The 15,172-nt window shown below is 68.3% G+C and carries 16 protein-coding genes; 4 read left to right on the top strand and 12 right to left on the bottom strand.

Annotated features, from left to right (window positions below; translation table 11 throughout):
- Window positions 1–21: 21 nt before the first annotated feature.
- Window positions 22–1,737, top strand: a complete 1,716-nt coding sequence (locus AB0E63_RS26180) for a sodium:proton antiporter (protein ID WP_360371460.1) — start codon at window positions 22–24, stop codon at window positions 1,735–1,737.
- Between the two features lie 11 nt (window positions 1,738–1,748).
- Here AB0E63_RS26180 and AB0E63_RS26175 read toward each other — a convergent pair whose 3' ends face one another.
- The 7 genes from AB0E63_RS26175 to AB0E63_RS26145 all read right to left on the bottom strand — a co-directional run bounded on the left by AB0E63_RS26175 (window position 1,749) and on the right by AB0E63_RS26145 (window position 8,438).
- Window positions 1,749–2,120: a VOC family protein gene (locus AB0E63_RS26175; RefSeq protein ID WP_360371457.1), complete on the bottom strand. Its 372-nt coding sequence runs from the start codon at window positions 2,118–2,120 to the stop codon at window positions 1,749–1,751.
- Window positions 2,121–2,134: 14 nt separating this feature from the next.
- Window positions 2,135–2,887: an ArsR family transcriptional regulator gene (locus AB0E63_RS26170; protein ID WP_360371454.1), complete on the bottom strand. Its 753-nt coding sequence runs from the start codon at window positions 2,885–2,887 to the stop codon at window positions 2,135–2,137.
- A 170-nt stretch (window positions 2,888–3,057) separates the two neighbouring features.
- Complete coding sequence (locus AB0E63_RS26165) at window positions 3,058–4,287, bottom strand: MFS transporter (RefSeq protein ID WP_360371451.1); 1,230 nt, start codon at window positions 4,285–4,287, stop codon at window positions 3,058–3,060.
- 72 nt (window positions 4,288–4,359) lie between these two features.
- A complete protein-coding gene (locus AB0E63_RS26160; RefSeq protein ID WP_360371448.1) occupies window positions 4,360–5,067 on the bottom strand; it encodes a DUF4386 domain-containing protein in 708 nt (235 codons plus the stop codon).
- Window positions 5,018–5,344 carry a hypothetical protein gene (locus AB0E63_RS26155; RefSeq protein ID WP_360371445.1) on the bottom strand — a complete coding sequence of 109 codons (327 nt, stop codon included), beginning with the start codon at window positions 5,342–5,344 and terminating at the stop codon, window positions 5,018–5,020. The genes AB0E63_RS26160 and AB0E63_RS26155 overlap by 50 nt, the downstream gene beginning before the upstream one ends.
- Window positions 5,345–5,425: 81 nt before the next feature.
- Window positions 5,426–8,065, bottom strand: a complete 2,640-nt coding sequence (locus AB0E63_RS26150; protein WP_360371442.1) for a LuxR C-terminal-related transcriptional regulator — start codon at window positions 8,063–8,065, stop codon at window positions 5,426–5,428.
- Window positions 8,066–8,240: 175 nt separating this feature from the next.
- The gene (locus tag AB0E63_RS26145; RefSeq protein WP_360371439.1) at window positions 8,241–8,438 is read right to left on the bottom strand and encodes a hypothetical protein; all 198 of its coding nucleotides are present in this window, start codon (window positions 8,436–8,438) and stop codon (window positions 8,241–8,243) included.
- Window positions 8,439–8,595: 157 nt separating this feature from the next.
- Here AB0E63_RS26145 and AB0E63_RS26140 point away from each other — a divergent pair, with 157 nt between their 5' ends.
- The gene (locus AB0E63_RS26140) at window positions 8,596–9,342 is read left to right on the top strand and encodes a GAF and ANTAR domain-containing protein (protein ID WP_360371436.1); all 747 of its coding nucleotides are present in this window, start codon (window positions 8,596–8,598) and stop codon (window positions 9,340–9,342) included.
- Here the strand turns inward: AB0E63_RS26140 and AB0E63_RS26135 are convergent.
- Together AB0E63_RS26135 and AB0E63_RS26130 are read right to left on the bottom strand one after the other, a co-directional pair.
- Window positions 9,339–9,725, bottom strand: a complete 387-nt coding sequence (locus AB0E63_RS26135) for a hypothetical protein (RefSeq protein ID WP_360371433.1) — start codon at window positions 9,723–9,725, stop codon at window positions 9,339–9,341. The genes AB0E63_RS26140 and AB0E63_RS26135 overlap by 4 nt on opposite strands.
- Window positions 9,726–9,836: 111 nt before the next feature.
- Window positions 9,837–11,174, bottom strand: a complete 1,338-nt coding sequence (locus AB0E63_RS26130) for a PLP-dependent aminotransferase family protein (protein ID WP_360371430.1) — start codon at window positions 11,172–11,174, stop codon at window positions 9,837–9,839.
- Window positions 11,175–11,237: 63 nt separating this feature from the next.
- Here AB0E63_RS26130 and AB0E63_RS26125 point away from each other — a divergent pair, with 63 nt between their 5' ends.
- On the top strand, window positions 11,238–11,942 hold the full coding sequence (locus tag AB0E63_RS26125) for a DJ-1/PfpI family protein (RefSeq protein ID WP_360371427.1): 705 nt from the start codon (window positions 11,238–11,240) through the stop codon (window positions 11,940–11,942).
- Here AB0E63_RS26125 and AB0E63_RS26120 read toward each other — a convergent pair.
- From AB0E63_RS26120 to AB0E63_RS26110, 3 genes are all read right to left on the bottom strand, one after another.
- Window positions 11,895–13,232 carry an NAD(P)/FAD-dependent oxidoreductase gene (locus tag AB0E63_RS26120; RefSeq protein ID WP_360371424.1) on the bottom strand — a complete coding sequence of 446 codons (1,338 nt, stop codon included), beginning with the start codon at window positions 13,230–13,232 and terminating at the stop codon, window positions 11,895–11,897. The two genes, AB0E63_RS26125 and AB0E63_RS26120, sit on opposite strands and share 48 nt — an antisense overlap.
- The gene (locus AB0E63_RS26115) at window positions 13,229–13,855 is read right to left on the bottom strand and encodes a VOC family protein (protein ID WP_360371421.1); all 627 of its coding nucleotides are present in this window, start codon (window positions 13,853–13,855) and stop codon (window positions 13,229–13,231) included. Before AB0E63_RS26115 ends, AB0E63_RS26120 begins: the two co-directional genes overlap by 4 nt.
- A 114-nt stretch (window positions 13,856–13,969) precedes the next feature.
- Window positions 13,970–14,710 carry a phosphoribosyltransferase family protein gene (locus tag AB0E63_RS26110; RefSeq protein WP_360371418.1) on the bottom strand — a complete coding sequence of 247 codons (741 nt, stop codon included), beginning with the start codon at window positions 14,708–14,710 and terminating at the stop codon, window positions 13,970–13,972.
- Window positions 14,711–14,851: 141 nt separating this feature from the next.
- Here AB0E63_RS26110 and AB0E63_RS26105 point away from each other — a divergent pair, with 141 nt between their 5' ends.
- Window positions 14,852–15,049: a three-helix bundle dimerization domain-containing protein gene (locus AB0E63_RS26105; RefSeq protein ID WP_360371415.1), complete on the top strand. Its 198-nt coding sequence runs from the start codon at window positions 14,852–14,854 to the stop codon at window positions 15,047–15,049.
- The last annotated feature ends 123 nt before the right edge of the window (window positions 15,050–15,172 follow it).

The raw sequence follows: 15,172 nt of genomic DNA, 5'->3' as shown, positions 1-15,172 counted from the left end.
ACGTCCTTAGAGTCTGGTTGCGTGGACCATCAGTTTTTGGTTGTTGCGGGGGCCGGGCTGGCGATCATGATCGCGGCGTCCGTGTTCGCCCGGCGGACGGGGGTCGCGGCGCCGTTGTTGCTGGTGGGGCTGGGGATCGGGGCCAGTTACCTGCCGGGTACGCCGGCGATTCACCTGGAGCCGGAGATCATTCTGGCCGGCGTGCTGCCCGCGCTGCTGTACTCGTCGGCGGTCCAGTTGCCGGTGCTCGACGTACGGCGGAACTTCGCGCTGATCTCGTGGCTGTCGGTGGTCATGGTGATCGCGTCGGCACTGGCGATCGGGGCCGTGGTGCATGCGCTGTTCCCGAGCATCTCGTTCGGTTTGGCGACCGCGCTCGGTGCCGTGGTGAGCCCGACCGACGCGGTCGCCGCGACGGCCATCGGGCATCGGGTCGGGCTGCCGCCGCGGCTCATGACGGTGCTGGAGGGCGAGAGCCTCGTCAACGACGCGTCCGCGCTCGTCGTCCTGCGTACGGCCGTTGCCGCCATCGCCGCCACGAGTGACTTCAGCCTGGCCGACACGATCCTGGACTTCGTCTGGGCCGTGGTCGGAGGTGTCGTCATCGGACTGCTCGTCGGGTGGCTGACGGCCCTCCTGCGGCAGCGGCTCGACGATCCGGTGCTCAACACCACGATCTCCTTCGCGGTGCCCTTTCTCGCCTACTTCCCGGCTGAAGAGGCTCACGCGTCCGGCGTGCTGGCCGTGGTGGTCGCCGGCCTCCTGACCGGCGCGCTCGGAAGCAAGCGGTTCAGCGCCCGGGATCGGCAGACCCAATCCACGACTTGGACGACGATCAGCTTCATCCTCGAGAGTGGCGTTTTCCTTGCCATGGGCTACCAACTGCCGGAGCTCGTCGACGACGCCCGGTCGGAGACGACGACGGGGGAGATCACCGGTCTCGTCCTGCTCGTAGTCGGCCTGCTGGTGGTGTTGAGGTTCCTCGGACTGGTGTGGCCGGCGGTGGTCGGCAGGTGGAGCCCAGCTGACCGCCATGACCAGGTCCGGGCCAAGCTGGGCCGGATGGAGGAGCACCTGGACTCCGTGACGCCGGCCGACGAGCGCGAGGAGACCCGCCTCGCCTGGGCACGCCGGAGGCTGGCCCGCGGACAGGCGGATGTGGACTTCGAGGAGCGGGAGCCGATCACCGCGCGCGGCTTCGTCGTACTGGGGTGGGCCGGCATGCGCGGTGTTGTCACGGTTGCCGCCGTACAGACGATCCCGGCCGATACGCCGCACGTCGCCACCGTCGTACTCGCGGCGTTCCTCGTCGCACTCATCACCTTGACGCTCTTCGGTCTCACGCTGCCGGCGGTGATCGCGAAGATGCAGTTCCGTCCCGAGAGCCCGGAAGAGCAGCGCGACTCCGTGCAGGCGCTGCTGCGGCAGGTGGGCGAGTCGGCGATCGACGCGGTCGGTCCGTTGGAGAAGCAGACCATCGAAGGCGAGCCGCTGGACCCGGATCTGGTCAGCACGATGAAGGATCGGGTCATTCCTCGCCTCCTCGCCGGGCGACAGCAGTTCCGCGACACCAAGCCGGACGCCCGCGAGCAGATGGGCATCGTCCAGCGGCGTTACCTGGACGCCATGCGCGACGCGTTGGTGGCTGAGCGCAGCATCGGCGCCTACAGCTCCGAGACCTACCGCCAGGTCGAAGCCCTCCTCGACACCCTCGAACACCGGCTCGGCAGCGGCTGACAGCGCCGCTCTCAGGTTGCAGGTTGGAAGAGTTCGACGAGGTTGCCGGCGGGATCCGCGATCAGGATTTGGCGGCCGCCTGGACCGGCGGTCAGTTCGCTGCGGAACACGATGTCGGCGGCTTCGAGGCGGGCGATCTCGGCGTCGAGGTCGTCGACGATCAAGTGGATGCGGTTGCGGCCGGCGCCGGACGCTTCGGCTGGGGTGGCGCGGGCGCCGGAGGACTGTGGTCCCGACAGCAGCAGGCGCAGGGGGCCCTGGGTGACGTCGGCGAAGGCTGGTGCGGGGTTGCTGCGGAGGGCGAATCCGAGATGGGTGGTGTAGAACTCGATCGCCGCCGGTACGTCGTCGACGATGTAGCGAACGCTTGCGAAGGTATCCATGGTCACTCCTCCATCTAGGTGTCGAGGGTTGGTAGCAGCTGCCGAACGCGGGTGTCGATCTCGGCCGCTGCCGACACGAACTTCGAGTAAGTGCTGCGGCCGATGGTGCTCTCCGCCGGGTCGGCGATGCTCCAGTGGGTGCGGTGCCAGTGCTCAGCGACGGGAAGAGACTCGCGGGCCTTGTCGCACAAGGTGATCACTCGGTCGAACCGACGGTCCCGCGTGCCGTCGAGCGGGCGCGGCACCTGTCCATCGATGTCGATGCCGTACTGCTCGAGCAGCACCCGGACCACGTGGCGGGGGATGCGGTCCTTGGGGTGGATGCCGGCGCTGCTCACTCGCACCCGGCTCCCGGCTCGATGCCGCAGCAGTGCCTCCGCGATCGGTGAGCGCGCGCTGTTGCCGCTGCACACGAACAGGACACTCGGCCTGCCTGAACGCCGCGTCGCGAAATCCGGTACGGGCGCCATCCGCAAAGCAGGGTGCAGTGCGACGCCAACGCCCGCCAGCGCCGCGGCACAGCGATCGAGGTCGAGGTGGTAATAGGTGTCCCGCGCGTCGAAGCTGCTGCGCCTCGACGCCACCAGGCCGCCGTCGCGCAGCAGCCGCAGGTGATACGAGACCAGGTTCTGTGGCTCGTCGACGATGGCGACGAGCTCGCGGACGCGCAGGTCGGTCCGCGCGAGCTCGGCGACCAACCGCCACCGCAGCGGATGGCTGACCAGCCGCACGAACTCGGGCAGCGCCGCAACGCCGGTCCCTCTCACGGCGCCGAGAATACATCAAATACAGTTGATGGAATAGGTCGGCGGGCGCATTCGGCCTGGAGGACGGCGGCAGTTCTGGGGGTCTGTCGTCCGAGAGGAGCTGTGCGGTGAGGGCGGTGTCCTCGGTGCCGCGGTAGTAGACCTTTCGAGGTTCGACTCAACACTCGGGCTCAGCGGACGCGTTTGATGGGGAGGATGGCGGTGGCTCCGAGGATGGCGGAGAGTGCTGCGACTGTGTAGAGGACGGCGTAGCTCCCGTTGCCTAGCGCGAGGATGGCCGGGGCGATTGCGGGGGCGACGAAGAAGGGGAGTGCGCTGGCTATGTTGAAGACCCCGAGGTCCTTGGCGGCGGTGGCTCTGTCGGGCAGTACGTCGGCCACGAGCGCGAGGTCGACGGCGACGTACAGGCCGAAACCGAGTCCGCTGAGGGCCATGCCGACGAGATAGCCGTTGAACGTGTCGGCGATGGCGACCACGGAGAGCGCCACGCCGTACACGATCGAGGCGGTGATGACGAGGATCTTTCGTCGGCCCGTCCGGTCGGAGAGTTGGCCGCCGATGAGGGACGCGGTGATGAGGACGACGGACTGGGCGAGGGTGCCGAGGAAGACTTGGTGCGGTACGTCGTCCTCCGCGGTGCCGAGCTGGTCGAGCAAGTAGTAGGCCTGGTAGGTGGTGAGGAGGGCGTAAGCCAGGAGAATCATGAATCGGCTGGCGAAGGCCCAGGCGAAGTCGGGGCTCTTGCGTGGGTCGAAGTAGAACGTGCTGGCGAGTTCGCGCAACAACCAGGCCGGCCGGTCCGCCGGGTCGAGTCGGCGGTCCTTCAGCGTGCTGACGAAGAGCAGGACGAAGAATCCGCCGATCGCGCACGGGACCAGGAACATCGCGAGTCGGTTGCCGGTGAAGAGTTGCACCAGGTAGGTCGCGCCCACCGACGCGACTGGCAGGCCGATTCCCAGGACACCAGCGACCAGACCGCGTTGAGCAACCGGAACCTGGTCCGGCAGGACAGCCACCTGTGCGGCGAGCAGGGCGTTCAAAGATAGTTGCGCGAGGCACCATCCGACGAGGACGACCGGGATGTTGGGTGCCAGGGCAACGATGAGAATGCCCAGGCACCCGCCTCCCAGACCGGCGACCATCCAGGGCCGCCGCATGCCCAACCGCGACGACGTACGGTCGCTCAGCTTGCCGAAGAACGGGTTTCCGACCATCGCCACGACGGAGCCGGTCCCGGCGACCAGCGCCAAACTGTTCGGCGCCTGTTCGATCCCCACCAGCGAGTTGACCTTCAAGGCCAGGGAGACCAGCAGGGGAGCCAGGAACACGAGCGAGGTGCCCATGGACGCCAGTGCGTACCGCGAGATGAAGCCCCAGCCGACCCGGTCGAGTGTGGGCATCGGGCTCTCCTCACGGTGGGCGAGAGGCCTTTCACGATAACGGCCCACCGCCGTGGCGGTGGGCCGCACAGGTCAGTCGACCTTGGTGAGATTGGCAGTGATCGGCGAGGGCTTGAACCCCTTGACAGTCATCCAGATGCCGACCGAAAGCTCCCAGAAGGCGATCGGAAGCGTCGCAAGCATGGTGATGCCGGAGTCCTGCTCGTTGTGGCCGAACAGGGTCGCGAGGTTCGCGGTGAACAGCAACGGTGCTCCGATCAGTCCGAGGGTGGGGATGATCCGCGGGACCAGGCGTGACTGGTACATCAGGGTGCCGAGCAGGACGGCGTTGATGCACGCCATGAAGCCCGGACCGAACAGGAATGTCCAGTCGCGGACAGCCACGAGGGCCTGGCCGCCGGCGCCCGTACCGGTGCCTTGCTGGTTGAGGGTGACGACGGCGAGGAGGCACACCACACCGGTCATGATGACCGCGGCCTCGACGAGCCTCGAGGTGACGAAGCCGAGCGCGAGGGACTGGTTCTGGCGCTTGAGGACCGGGAACAGGGCTACCGCGCTGCCGACGCCGGCGAGAGCGTTGACGAAGTCCAGGAACCCGGCCGCCAGGAGTTGGTTGTCGTGCCCGGCGGCGACCGTGAGGTCCGGGTTCGCCGCCGAGGTGATCAGGGCGTACGCCGGCAGCGACGCCGCGAACGTGATCAGGTAGAAGATGCCGGCCGCGCGGGCGTGATTACGAGTGGGGTCGCTGGTGGCTGTCGTCGTACGAGTGGTCGTGGTCATGGTTGTCTCCAGTGGTTGAGCTGTGCTGTTGTTCGCGGTGGTCGGGCTCCACCCGGGCGACCGAGAGGAGGGGGAGGCCGAGGTCGCGGAGTCGTTGCAGCAGCCCGTGCAGGGCGGCCTGGTCCACGACTGGGCCTCGGATGGTGGTGGTGCCGTCGGCTCCGGCGGTGAGGGTGAGCCCGTCGAACCACACCGACCACCGAGCGTCGAGTCGCCCCTGAAGGCGGATCTCGTACCAGCTGCGGTCGTGCGACTGGTCAGTGGCTGAGCTGTTCACGGGGTGCTCCTCTTGGCTGGTATCTGCAAGCTAGGAGCCGATGTGGTGAGTGCGCCTCACATCATCTGGTGAACTTGGGCTTCAGCGGCGTTGGGACAGCAGGTTGAGCTGATGCGCCCGGCGGACCGCGGCGCGGCGATTGTTGACGCCGAGCTTGGCGTAGATGTTCTTGGTGTGTGTACGCACGGTGTTCAGCGACACCACGAGCTCACGGGCGATCGAGGGGCCGTCGAGGTCACTGACAAGCAGCCGCATCACGTCCAGCTCGCGCTCGGTCAGCGGATCGATGAGGCCGTCCCGGGCGGCGCGGTTGTACGTCTCGCGTGGCCCGAGGAGTTGGCGCACATACGCCCAGCCGGGTCGGTGTCGATCCACGGCCTCGAGCAGGGTGGCCATCGGCTGCCCTTCGCTGGTGAAGACCCGGTTGTAGCCTTCAGGCTCGGCCAGCGTCAGCGCGCGTTCCAGTGCCTCGTCACCGGTTGTGTGGAGCGCCAGGAGCGCCAGGACCTCAATCACGGTGCCTTGCCTGCCGCCATCCTCGGCCGCTGAGAGAAGTCGCTCGAGCAGCCCGATGGCGTCGCGCCGGGCCTGCGGCGAGCCCTCGGCGAGTAGGACCCGGGCCAGCGTCACATGCTCGTACTCGCGCAGATACGACACCTCATCGTGCACGGACACGCCGTACTCGCGCGCCCACTCCAGCGCAGAGGCCACGTCCCCGTGGGCAGCCAGCATTCGCGCGCGCACCGCGGGGATCGGTCGAACGTTCGGCGAAAAGTCGCCCACATACACCCGCTCCGCCTCGGCGAGCAGCCCGAGCGCCGCGTCGAGATCGCCCTCCGCCTCCCGAATCAGTGCCATCGCGACCCGCCAGCGGTAGGGATTCTGCGGCAGCCCGGCCTGCTCGCCGAGCTCGTCGCTGCGCCTCAGGTGCTCCGTGGCGGCGGCCAGGTCGTTGCGCTCCAACGCCACCTGGCTCAGACCGACGTACATGTCCCGGGTGCCCCGCATGTCTGGGTCGTGGCGGGCGGCAAGCTCGAGGGCGCGCTCGTACGTGCGTTGCGCCTGACGCAGCCTGCCTTGCGTGCATTCGATGTCGGCGAGCGTGATGGAGCATCCCAGTACGTCGGAGACGTACCCGACTCGATGCAGCCCATCGGCGGCCTCGGTGTAGCTGCGGTGTGCGGCCTCGAGGTCGCCTGCCGTCCACGAGGCGAGTCCGGCCAAGGCCTCGGCCGACGCCCTGGTGAGGTGGTCGTCCTCGGGCGCACGGTCGACAGCCAGGCGGGCGTGCTCTGAAGTGCCGGCCAGATCGCCGCCGATCAGCGCCAGCCCGGCCCGGTACAGCTCGATGCCACCAGGGAGTCTGGCGTGCTCACGCTCGTCGACCACGACCACTCCCGATCGGCCGTTCAGCAGCTGCTCGATGTCGTTCAATCGGCGCTCGACGTCGCCGAACTCGTTGCTGGCCATCAGCGCGCCCACGAAGTCCATGGCGAGCACCGGCCGGTGCTCGACGACGTCTTCGGGAAGGTCGTCGATCCACCGGCGCAAGGTGTGCTCCTGGCGGTTCCTGCGCAGCTCTGGAGCGGCCCGCTCGATCATCTCGGCCGCGCGGCTGAGATCGCCGGCCGCGAGGGCGTGCCGGACTGCGGGCACCGGTTGGCCGGCCTCGTCGTACCAGTTGCCGGCGCGTCGATGCAGGTCCGCGACGTCGCCGTACTCATCGAGGAGATGGGAGCGGAGGACGTCGCCGAAGAGGTGGTGATAGCGGTACCAGCGCCGCTGGTCGTCGAGGGGGATCAGGAAGAGGTTCGCCCGGTCGAGCCGCTCGAGCATTGCTTTGCCGTCGTGGTCGCCGGTCACGGCGTCGCACAGCGGGCCGGTGAGACGGTCCAGGACGGAGGTTTCCATCAGAAACCGTCGTACCGGCTCGGGCTGCCGGTCCAGGACCTCTTCGACGAGGTAATCGACGACGAATCGGTCGTCACCGGCGAAACCGGCGATGAAGCCGGCGGGATCGTCGCGACCCCGCAGGGACAGGGCCGCGAGTTGCAGCGCCGCGGCCCACCCCTCGGTGCGCTCCTCGAGTGCCGCGATGTCCGCATCGGTGAGACGCAGGCCGGTCACGTCGTTGAGGTAGGTGTTCGCCTCGGTGAGGGTGAAGCGAAGATCGGCGGCGCGGATCTCGATGAGTTCGCCGCGCGCGCGGAGGCGGGCCAGCGGCAGGCCGGGGTCCGCTCGAGTGCTGATGATCAGCCGCACCTGCGGAGGCAGATGGTCGAGGAGGAACGTCATCCCGGGCCGGATGCCGGGGCCGTCGACGAGGTGATAGTCGTCCAGGACCAGGGTGACCTCGCCGGGGAGAACGCTCAGCTCGTTGATGACGACCGCCAGCACGGCCTCGGTCGGCGTCTGCCCGGCCTGAAGCAGTGGAAGGGCGCTGGCACCGACTCCCGGAACGGCGCGGTCCAGCGCGGTGACGACGTACGTCCAGAACGACGAGGCATCCCGATCACCCTCGTCGAGGGCGACCCACGCGACTGAGGGCCCGGCGTGTGTCAGCCAGCGCCCGAGGACGGTGGTCTTGCCGAATCCGGCCGGAGCCGAAACCAGCACCAGACGGCCGCCACGCGACAGGCAGTCGTCCAGCCGCGGCCGCGCCACGATGCCGGCCCGTGGTGCGGGCGGAAAGAGCTTGGTCTCGACGAGAGCGTCCGTCATCGCACCCCCCGGGCATCGACGCTATGTGCACGAGCGTAGGACACACGCTGCAACGCGTCCTTGCCTTCAGCACCTGCCGTACGGCGGTGGGCCGGCTGGGGAGGTGATTGCGGGCCCGCTCCCCCTGCCCCCTCCGGAGAGGGACGGGCCCGCAATCGATCGGTGGGTGGCGGAATCAGGCGACGCTGGATCGGGCAATGCCGGATCGGGTCCGGCGACGGCGACGCAGTTCGTGCAGCGTGGTCTGCTTGCGCCGGATCAGGTCAGTCAATCGATTGAGATCCCCGGCGCAGCGCGCCGTACGCAATTCGTCCTCGACGGTACGCAAGGCGACGATCAACTGGCGAACGGTCCGGGTGTCGTGATCGCGCATGGCAGCCTCAGCAGGTCGGAAAGCCGGCGCCCGGTTGTCTGAGGCTGAACCACTATGACCGCTGTAAGCGCTTCGATCAACCCCCTTGCCCGAACAATCTTCTCGGCTTCTGGACTGTGTGCCGAGCAGGTGGTACTCCGGAACCTGAGGACAGCTCGTGACCGATGACGGCAAGTTCGTGAGCGTCGATCCGGTACAACGGGGTGGTGACTCCGGGCCGGATCAGCTTGCGCACGAGCTGAGTGAACTGGCCCGGGATCTCCACCAGGCCGACGATCCCGACGACGTACTGCGGGAAGTCGTGCAGGCGGCGATCGAGCTCGTGCCCGGGGCACAGGCCGGTTCTGTGACGGCTCTCGTCGGTGGGAAACGCGTGGAGCACAAGGCGGAATCAAGTCCCTTGCCGGCGCGCATCGATGCGGTGATGACGGAGTATGGCGAGGGTCCGTGTCTGGACGCCCTCCTGCACGCGCGCGGGATCGTCCGGGTCGATGACATGCGGCGGGAGGTTCGCTGGCCGCGCTTCGCCCCACGAGCGGCGGAACTGGGAGCCCTGAGCGTGCTGGCGTTTCCGCTGTTCGTGAAAGACGACCGCCTCTGTGCCCTCAACCTGTACGCCGACGCTGCCGGCGCGTTCACCGATGAGTCCGAGCATGTCGGCAGGTTGCTGGCCGCTCACGCCGCCGTCGCCTACTCGGGCGCGCAGCGGGAGGAGAACCTGCTCGCCGCCATCGAGACCCGCGACCTGATCGGCCAGGCCGTGGGTCTGCTGATGGAGCGCTACACGATCACGTCCGACCGTTCCTTCAACACCCTGATCCGCTTCAGCCGCCAGTCCAACCGCAAACTCCGCGACGTCGCCACCGAACTGATCCGCGACGCCGAAGCCGGCGCCACCGGCTAGGGCGGTGGCCCACCGTCACCGTCGCCACCGACAACCACTCGTCCGACGGACGGTCCGATCAGTGCTCTGGGCGACAGACCGATCGCCGCGAGGGAGGCCGTCGTACGGCGAACCAATCGCCGTGCCAGCGCACGCTCGAACTTGCTGTCGTGGCTCAGCACTACGAGCGCCCGTTCGCTGGTGCGGGCCTCGGCGACCAGTGCCGCGACCGGCCAACCTGGGTACAGCTTGGTCGTGATCCGCAGCGATGGTCCGATCCTGCGGGAGCGGCGGACGGCCGCTGAGACAACCGCTTCGGCTGCTTCGCGAGCGCGCAGATCGACGATCGCGTTGCCCGGGCGGATGCCCGCAGCCGGCCCTTGCCGTCCTCGAAACAGCTTCATGACTTGGCTCCCGTGGCTACACCCCACGGTCCCGTCGCCGACGTCCGGTCGCACCAGGGAAACAGCCGGGTACGGCCCCTGGTGTCACGGGCGGAGGACCGCACGTCGGTGTCAGCGGAAGGGGTCGTGGTCGGCTTCGTGGCGGACCGCGTGGAGGGCCTCGCGGAGGTCAGCGATACTGACCGAGCCGATTGCCAGGCGTAGGGCGTGCGGCACGGTCGGTGTCGTTGCGAACGGTTCGGCGGTGGAGACCGCGATTCGTCTGTCGGCCAGGGCGGCCGCGATCCGGTCGGGGCGCGCGTCCTGGGCCAAAGGCAGCCAGAGGAAGTACGACGACGGGTGGCCGACGTACGGCAGCCCGGCGAGTACCTCGGAGGCGATGGACTGCCGTTGGCGGGCGTCGTCCCGCTTCTGGGTCTCGAGGCGGTCGACGGTGCCGTCTTCGAGCCACCGGCAGGCGATCGCTGCCGTCAGTCCAGGGGTGTGCCAGGTGGTGGCTCGAATGACGCGCTCGAGTGCCGGTACGAGTGCCGTGGGTGCGGCGATGAAGCCGATCCGCAGACCTGGCGCGACGCTTTTCGCCAGGCCTGAGACGTAGATGGTGAGGTCGGGGGCCAGCATCGCCAGCGGCGGGGGTGCGTCCTCGGCGAGGTAGGCGTACGAGGCGTCTTCGATGATGGAAACGCCGTACCGGTTGGCGATCGAGACGAGCAGGGCACGTTGGGAGTCGTCGTACACCCAGCCGAGCGGGTTGTGCAGGGTCGGCATCGTGTAGACGGCGCGGACGCGGCGGCGTCGGCACAGCTGTTCGAGCGCATCGAGATCGGGACCGGCCTCGGTCACCGGCAGCGGCGCCAGCTCCAGGCCCAGCGTGCGGGCGAGCACGATGAACCCGGGATAGGTGACAGCGTCCACTGCGACCACGTCACCCGGCTGAAACAGGGCCATGGCCGTCACGGCGAGACCGTGCTGGGCGCCGTTGACGATCAGGACTCGTTCGCGGCCGACGTCGAGTCCTCGCCGGCGAAGGTGATGGGCGACCGCGGCCCGGTCTTGAGCCCGGCCGCGAGGTGGCTGATAGCGCAGGAGCGCGTCGAGGTCACCGGCTCCGGCGAGGTCCCGCAATGCTTGGCGCAGCAGATCGGCCTGGCCGGGAACCGAGGGCGAGTTGAAGCTCAGATCGATGGCGTCGACGGCGACCGATCGTTGGTCGATCTCCTCGCCGGATGCGGCCGCGAGGTCCCGTACGAACGTGCCCCGGCCCTGCTCGGAGCTGACCAGGCCCATCGCCTCCAGTTCGGCGTACACGCGCGAAGCCGTCACGACCGCGATTCCCTCGTCGGCGGCGAGCCTGCGATGGGTGGGGAGGCGGTGGCCGGCCGGCCACTGTCCGGCGCGGATCTGGGCGGCCAGCGCATCGACCACGGCCTTGTACTTCGGCACCCTCACCACTGCATTGTATGCAGGACAATTCTTCGACTGTCATGGATCGGCGACTCTAGCCTGCGATCCATGCACACCGCGATCCTAACCTTCGACGGCTACAACGAACTCGACTCGCTCATCGCCCTCGGCATTCTCAACCGCGTCAGCGCACCCGGCTGGCGGGTGTCGATCGCGAGCCCGACGCCGCTGGTGCGTTCGATGAACGGCGTCACCATCGACGCCATGATCGATCTCGACGAGGCCTGCTCCGCTGACGCCGTGATCGTCGGCAGTGGCAGGAAGACCCGCGAAGTCGTCGAGAACCCGGCGATCATGAGCACCCTGCGCCGGCTCGATCCCGCGCGGCAACTGTTGGCCGCACAGTGCTCCGGCACGTTGGTCCTGGCCAAGCTCGGGCGGCTGAACGGCGTACCCGCCTGCACCGATCTCGTCTCCAAGCCGTGGGTCGTCGCGGCCGGCGTCGAGGTCCTGAATCAGCCGTTCTTTGCCCGCGGCAACCTCGCGACCGCCGGCGGCTGCCTCGCATCGACGTACCTCGCCACCTGGACCATCGCCCGCCTCCACAGCCTCGAAGCCGCCGAAGACGCCATGCACTACGTAGCCCCCGTCGGCGAAAAAGACGACTACGTCACCCGAGCCCTCCGCAACATAACCCCCTACCTCGAGCTCGGGTCGACGCTGGCGCTCACGCCGGAGCGGGGATATGCCATGGAGTCACTCATGTCAGGCTCCGTTTGTCTTGATGTTGGCTCGAAGGGCCTTGAGCGCTGAGAGGTAGATCTCGGAGAAGGTCGGGAAGGGCTGGATGGTGTCGAGGAGGACGTCGAGGGGGATCCGGGCGCGGATGGCAAGAGTTGCTTGCTGGAGCCATTCGCCGGCCTCGGGGCCGAGCGCGTAGGCGCCGGTCAGGCGTTCGCCGTCGCTGAGGAGGGTCAGGAATCCGTTGCTCTCGGCGTACTTGTGGGTGTACGTCGCCGTCTTCGCGACATCGCGCAGCAGGACGGTCGCGCTGTACCGGCCGTCGCTGGAGCCGACGGACGCGGCTTCCGGATCGGTGAAGACGACCCGGGGCACCGCGTCGTAGTTCGCCTCTCGGTGCGTGCCGAGGATGTTGGTGGCGACGACCCGGCCTTGGTACTTGCCGACGTGGGTGAGCTGCCAGATCCCGGTCACGTCGCCAACGCCCCAAACACCAGGAACGACCTGGAGTGTGGCATCAACCGGTACGCCGTGGGGATCGGCTTGAACCCCGATCGTCTCGAGCCCGATTCCGTCGACCCGTGGCCGTCGGCCGGTCGCGACGAGCAGCCGATCACCGCGAACCTCGCGCCCGTCCTCCAACTCGAGAACGTAATCGTCACCGTCGCGTCGAGCGCCCGTAGCCTGAGCCCCGACCACGAGCTCGATCCCGTCTCGACGCAGTACCTCGCCGAGCGCCGTACCCAGCGGGGCGGGCTCACGCGGCAGCAGGTGCTCCGCGGACTCGACGATGGCGACCTCGCCGCCGAGCCGCCGGACAGTCTGGGCCAGCTCGACGCCGACCGGACCGCCACCGAGCACCAGCAGTCGGCGCGGGACCTCGGTCATGCCCGTGGCCTCGCGGTTGGTCCAGATGCCGTCGAGCTCACGCAGTCCGGGCACCGGTGGCACGAACGGTTCGGATCCGTTCGCCAGTACGACGTGATCCGCCGTGTACTGATGTCCGTCGACTTCGACGACACCGCGTCCGGCGAGGCGTCCACTGCCGCGGATGAGGTCGATGCTGTTGTCGGCGAGCCACTTCTCCTGGCCGACGTCGGAGTAGCTGGAGACCATGAAGTCGCGGTAGGAGAGCACTGCCTTGACGTCGACGGTCGCCGGTGCGGCGGCGTCGTTCGCGGCGTGGGCGGCCTCGCCGGGGCGGAGGAGAGTCTTGGACGGGATACAGGCCCAGTACGAGCACTCGCCGCCGACGAGTTCACGTTCGACGACCGCGACCCGCAGGCCGCCTTCGGCCAGCGCCCCGGCGGTGTGCTCACCGGGGGAGCCGCCGCCGATCACGATGACGTCGTAGTCGCTCATTGCGGGAGCTCCTGGCCGGTTCGCTCCGCGACCATGTACGTCGCGTACCACTCGGGCCATTGCTCGTCGAACTTGCCGCCGTTGCGGGCTTCGTGCTCGCCGTGGGCCGTCGCGGCGCGTTGCAGGGCCTGTCGCAGGTCGTCGACCGAGGTGTAGGTCGCTTCCGAGGTGTCGATGCGGCCGGGGAGCCGGGTGGTGACCTCCTGGAGCAGCCAGGTGTTGCCATCGGGGTCGTTGAAGGTCGCGAACGAGCTGTAGCTGGCGTGCTCGTCGGCCGGACCGTTGAGGTGGTCGCCGTCGTTGTGGAACTGGGCGCCTGGTGTGGCTGGGTGGAACGCTTGGCTGACGTCGATGCCCCGTGCCGCGAGCTCGGCGCGGGCGGCCTCGATGTCGGAGACGATCAGGTACAGGCCCTGGGCCGAGCCCGGTTGGGCGGTGGTGATGTTGGTGCCGAACTGGACCGAGGCGGGCGACCCCGGCGGGGTGAACTGGACGACCCGGAAGCCGTTGTCGAAGGCGAAGTCGGCGTCGAGTCGCCAATCCAGTTCCTCATAGAACGCTTTGGCCTTGTCGACGTCGGTGACGGGAATGACGACGGCCTCGAGTTTGAAATCGGTGCTCACTATGTCCTCCAGCGTGATGAGTAAGTTCACCTCCGACGATGCCGCCGCGGAGACGCCTTCGCACCAGTGAAGGACCCTGGTGACGTGCCTGGGCTGCCGGGCGCAGCGGTCCCGTCAGGCGGCTTGGTTGAGGAGGGTCCAGCGGGGGTCGTTGTCGGGCCAGTGGTTGATGAGGGCGTCGACGGCGAGTTGGTGGGTTGCGGGGTCGAGTACGTCGTGTTCGGTGGCTGCGGCGAGTACTTCGAGGTAGGTGGCGATCGACTCGAGCGGGAGGGTGGTGGCGATCGGTGCGACCGTGGTGGCGACGTCGCGCATGTCGACGAGGGTGAAGACGCCGACGAGGATGGCGCCTTCTGCTTGGAGTTCGTCGGCGAAGGCTTCGAGTGCTTTGCCTGAGGAGACGGCGTCGTCGACGAGCAGCACTCGGCGGCCGGCGACGGATGCTCCGCGGACGCGGGGTTCGTGGTCCTCGTGGCCGATGTAGCCGGGTTTGCGGACGAAGGCGAACGGGAGGTCGCCGGCCAGTGCGACGGCGGTGGCCAGGGGGATGCCGCCGGTCTCGGCGCCGACGATGACGTCCGCGCCGAGCCGCCGGGCGAGGGCTGCGCCGGGTACGGCGAGGTCGTGCAGGAGCCGCGGGTCGCCGTAGGCGTTCTCGTTGGACAGTGGGTGCAGGGGGAGGCGGGTCTTCATGTCCCAGTGCGCGATGCCGGGACGGACCAGGCCGGGCACGGTGGCGAGGCGGGCGACGAGGTCGGTGCGCGGTGTGGGTACGGCGGTGAGGCGGGCGATGTCGGCGTGGTCGATGAGCCTTGTCCGCTTGGCGTTGGCCAAGGTGAGCTGGTGTGTGGTCATGTCTCGACGGTCGCGCCGGGTCGGGTTGGTCGCGTCCGTGGTGATCCCTGGTGAGTACGCGGGAGCGCGGCACGTGTCTCAAAGTTGGTCAAATGGTCGACGAGCCTTGTCCGGGTCCGGGTCGGGCGACATCGTGGACAGATGGACAGGTCAGATGAGGAGCGTGCGATCGGTGAGGTGGTCGACCGGCTGGCCAAGCAGTTTCCGCAGGTTCCCGTGGAGGCGGTCGAGCAGGTCGTGAGTCAGTCCCGCCCCGAGTTCGACGAGGTCCCGATCCGGGACTTCGTGCCGCTGTTCGTCGAGAGGGGCGCCAAGGCGCGGCTGCGCGACATGGCATAGGCGTCGCCCCTGGGGCGAAGGCGGCGGCGCGGGGCAGGTACTAGGCGATGGACCAGTGCTGTGCCCTGGGGTGACACGTCAACAACCGATCCACGGTGGTGGTAACGGAAACACCACCGAGGA

Source organism: Kribbella sp. NPDC026596, from assembly GCF_040638415.1.
Taxonomy (GTDB): domain Bacteria; phylum Actinomycetota; class Actinomycetes; order Propionibacteriales; family Kribbellaceae; genus Kribbella.
The sequence above is the reverse complement of the archived record's forward strand: the minus strand, read 5'-3'. Positions and strand labels throughout refer to the sequence as shown.

Excerpts from the sequence above, each read along its gene's own strand:
- AB0E63_RS26145 (WP_360371439.1), bottom strand. The coding sequence starts at position 8,438 with ATGCGCGATCACGACACCCGGACCGTTCGCCAGTTGATCGTCGCCTTG.
- AB0E63_RS26135 (WP_360371433.1), bottom strand. The coding sequence starts at position 9,725 with ATGAAGCTGTTTCGAGGACGGCAAGGGCCGGCTGCGGGCATCCGCCCG.
- AB0E63_RS26125 (WP_360371427.1), top strand. The coding sequence starts at position 11,238 with ATGCACACCGCGATCCTAACCTTCGACGGCTACAACGAACTCGACTCG.
- AB0E63_RS26150 (WP_360371442.1), bottom strand. The coding sequence starts at position 8,065 with ATGACGGACGCTCTCGTCGAGACCAAGCTCTTTCCGCCCGCACCACGG.
- AB0E63_RS26110 (WP_360371418.1), bottom strand. The coding sequence starts at position 14,710 with ATGACCACACACCAGCTCACCTTGGCCAACGCCAAGCGGACAAGGCTC.
- AB0E63_RS26105 (WP_360371415.1), top strand. The coding sequence starts at position 14,852 with ATGGACAGGTCAGATGAGGAGCGTGCGATCGGTGAGGTGGTCGACCGG.
- AB0E63_RS26120 (WP_360371424.1), bottom strand. The coding sequence starts at position 13,232 with ATGAGCGACTACGACGTCATCGTGATCGGCGGCGGCTCCCCCGGTGAG.
- AB0E63_RS26160 (WP_360371448.1), bottom strand. The coding sequence starts at position 5,067 with ATGACCACGACCACTCGTACGACGACAGCCACCAGCGACCCCACTCGT.
- AB0E63_RS26165 (WP_360371451.1), bottom strand. The coding sequence starts at position 4,287 with ATGCCCACACTCGACCGGGTCGGCTGGGGCTTCATCTCGCGGTACGCA.
- AB0E63_RS26175 (WP_360371457.1), bottom strand. The coding sequence starts at position 2,120 with ATGGATACCTTCGCAAGCGTTCGCTACATCGTCGACGACGTACCGGCG.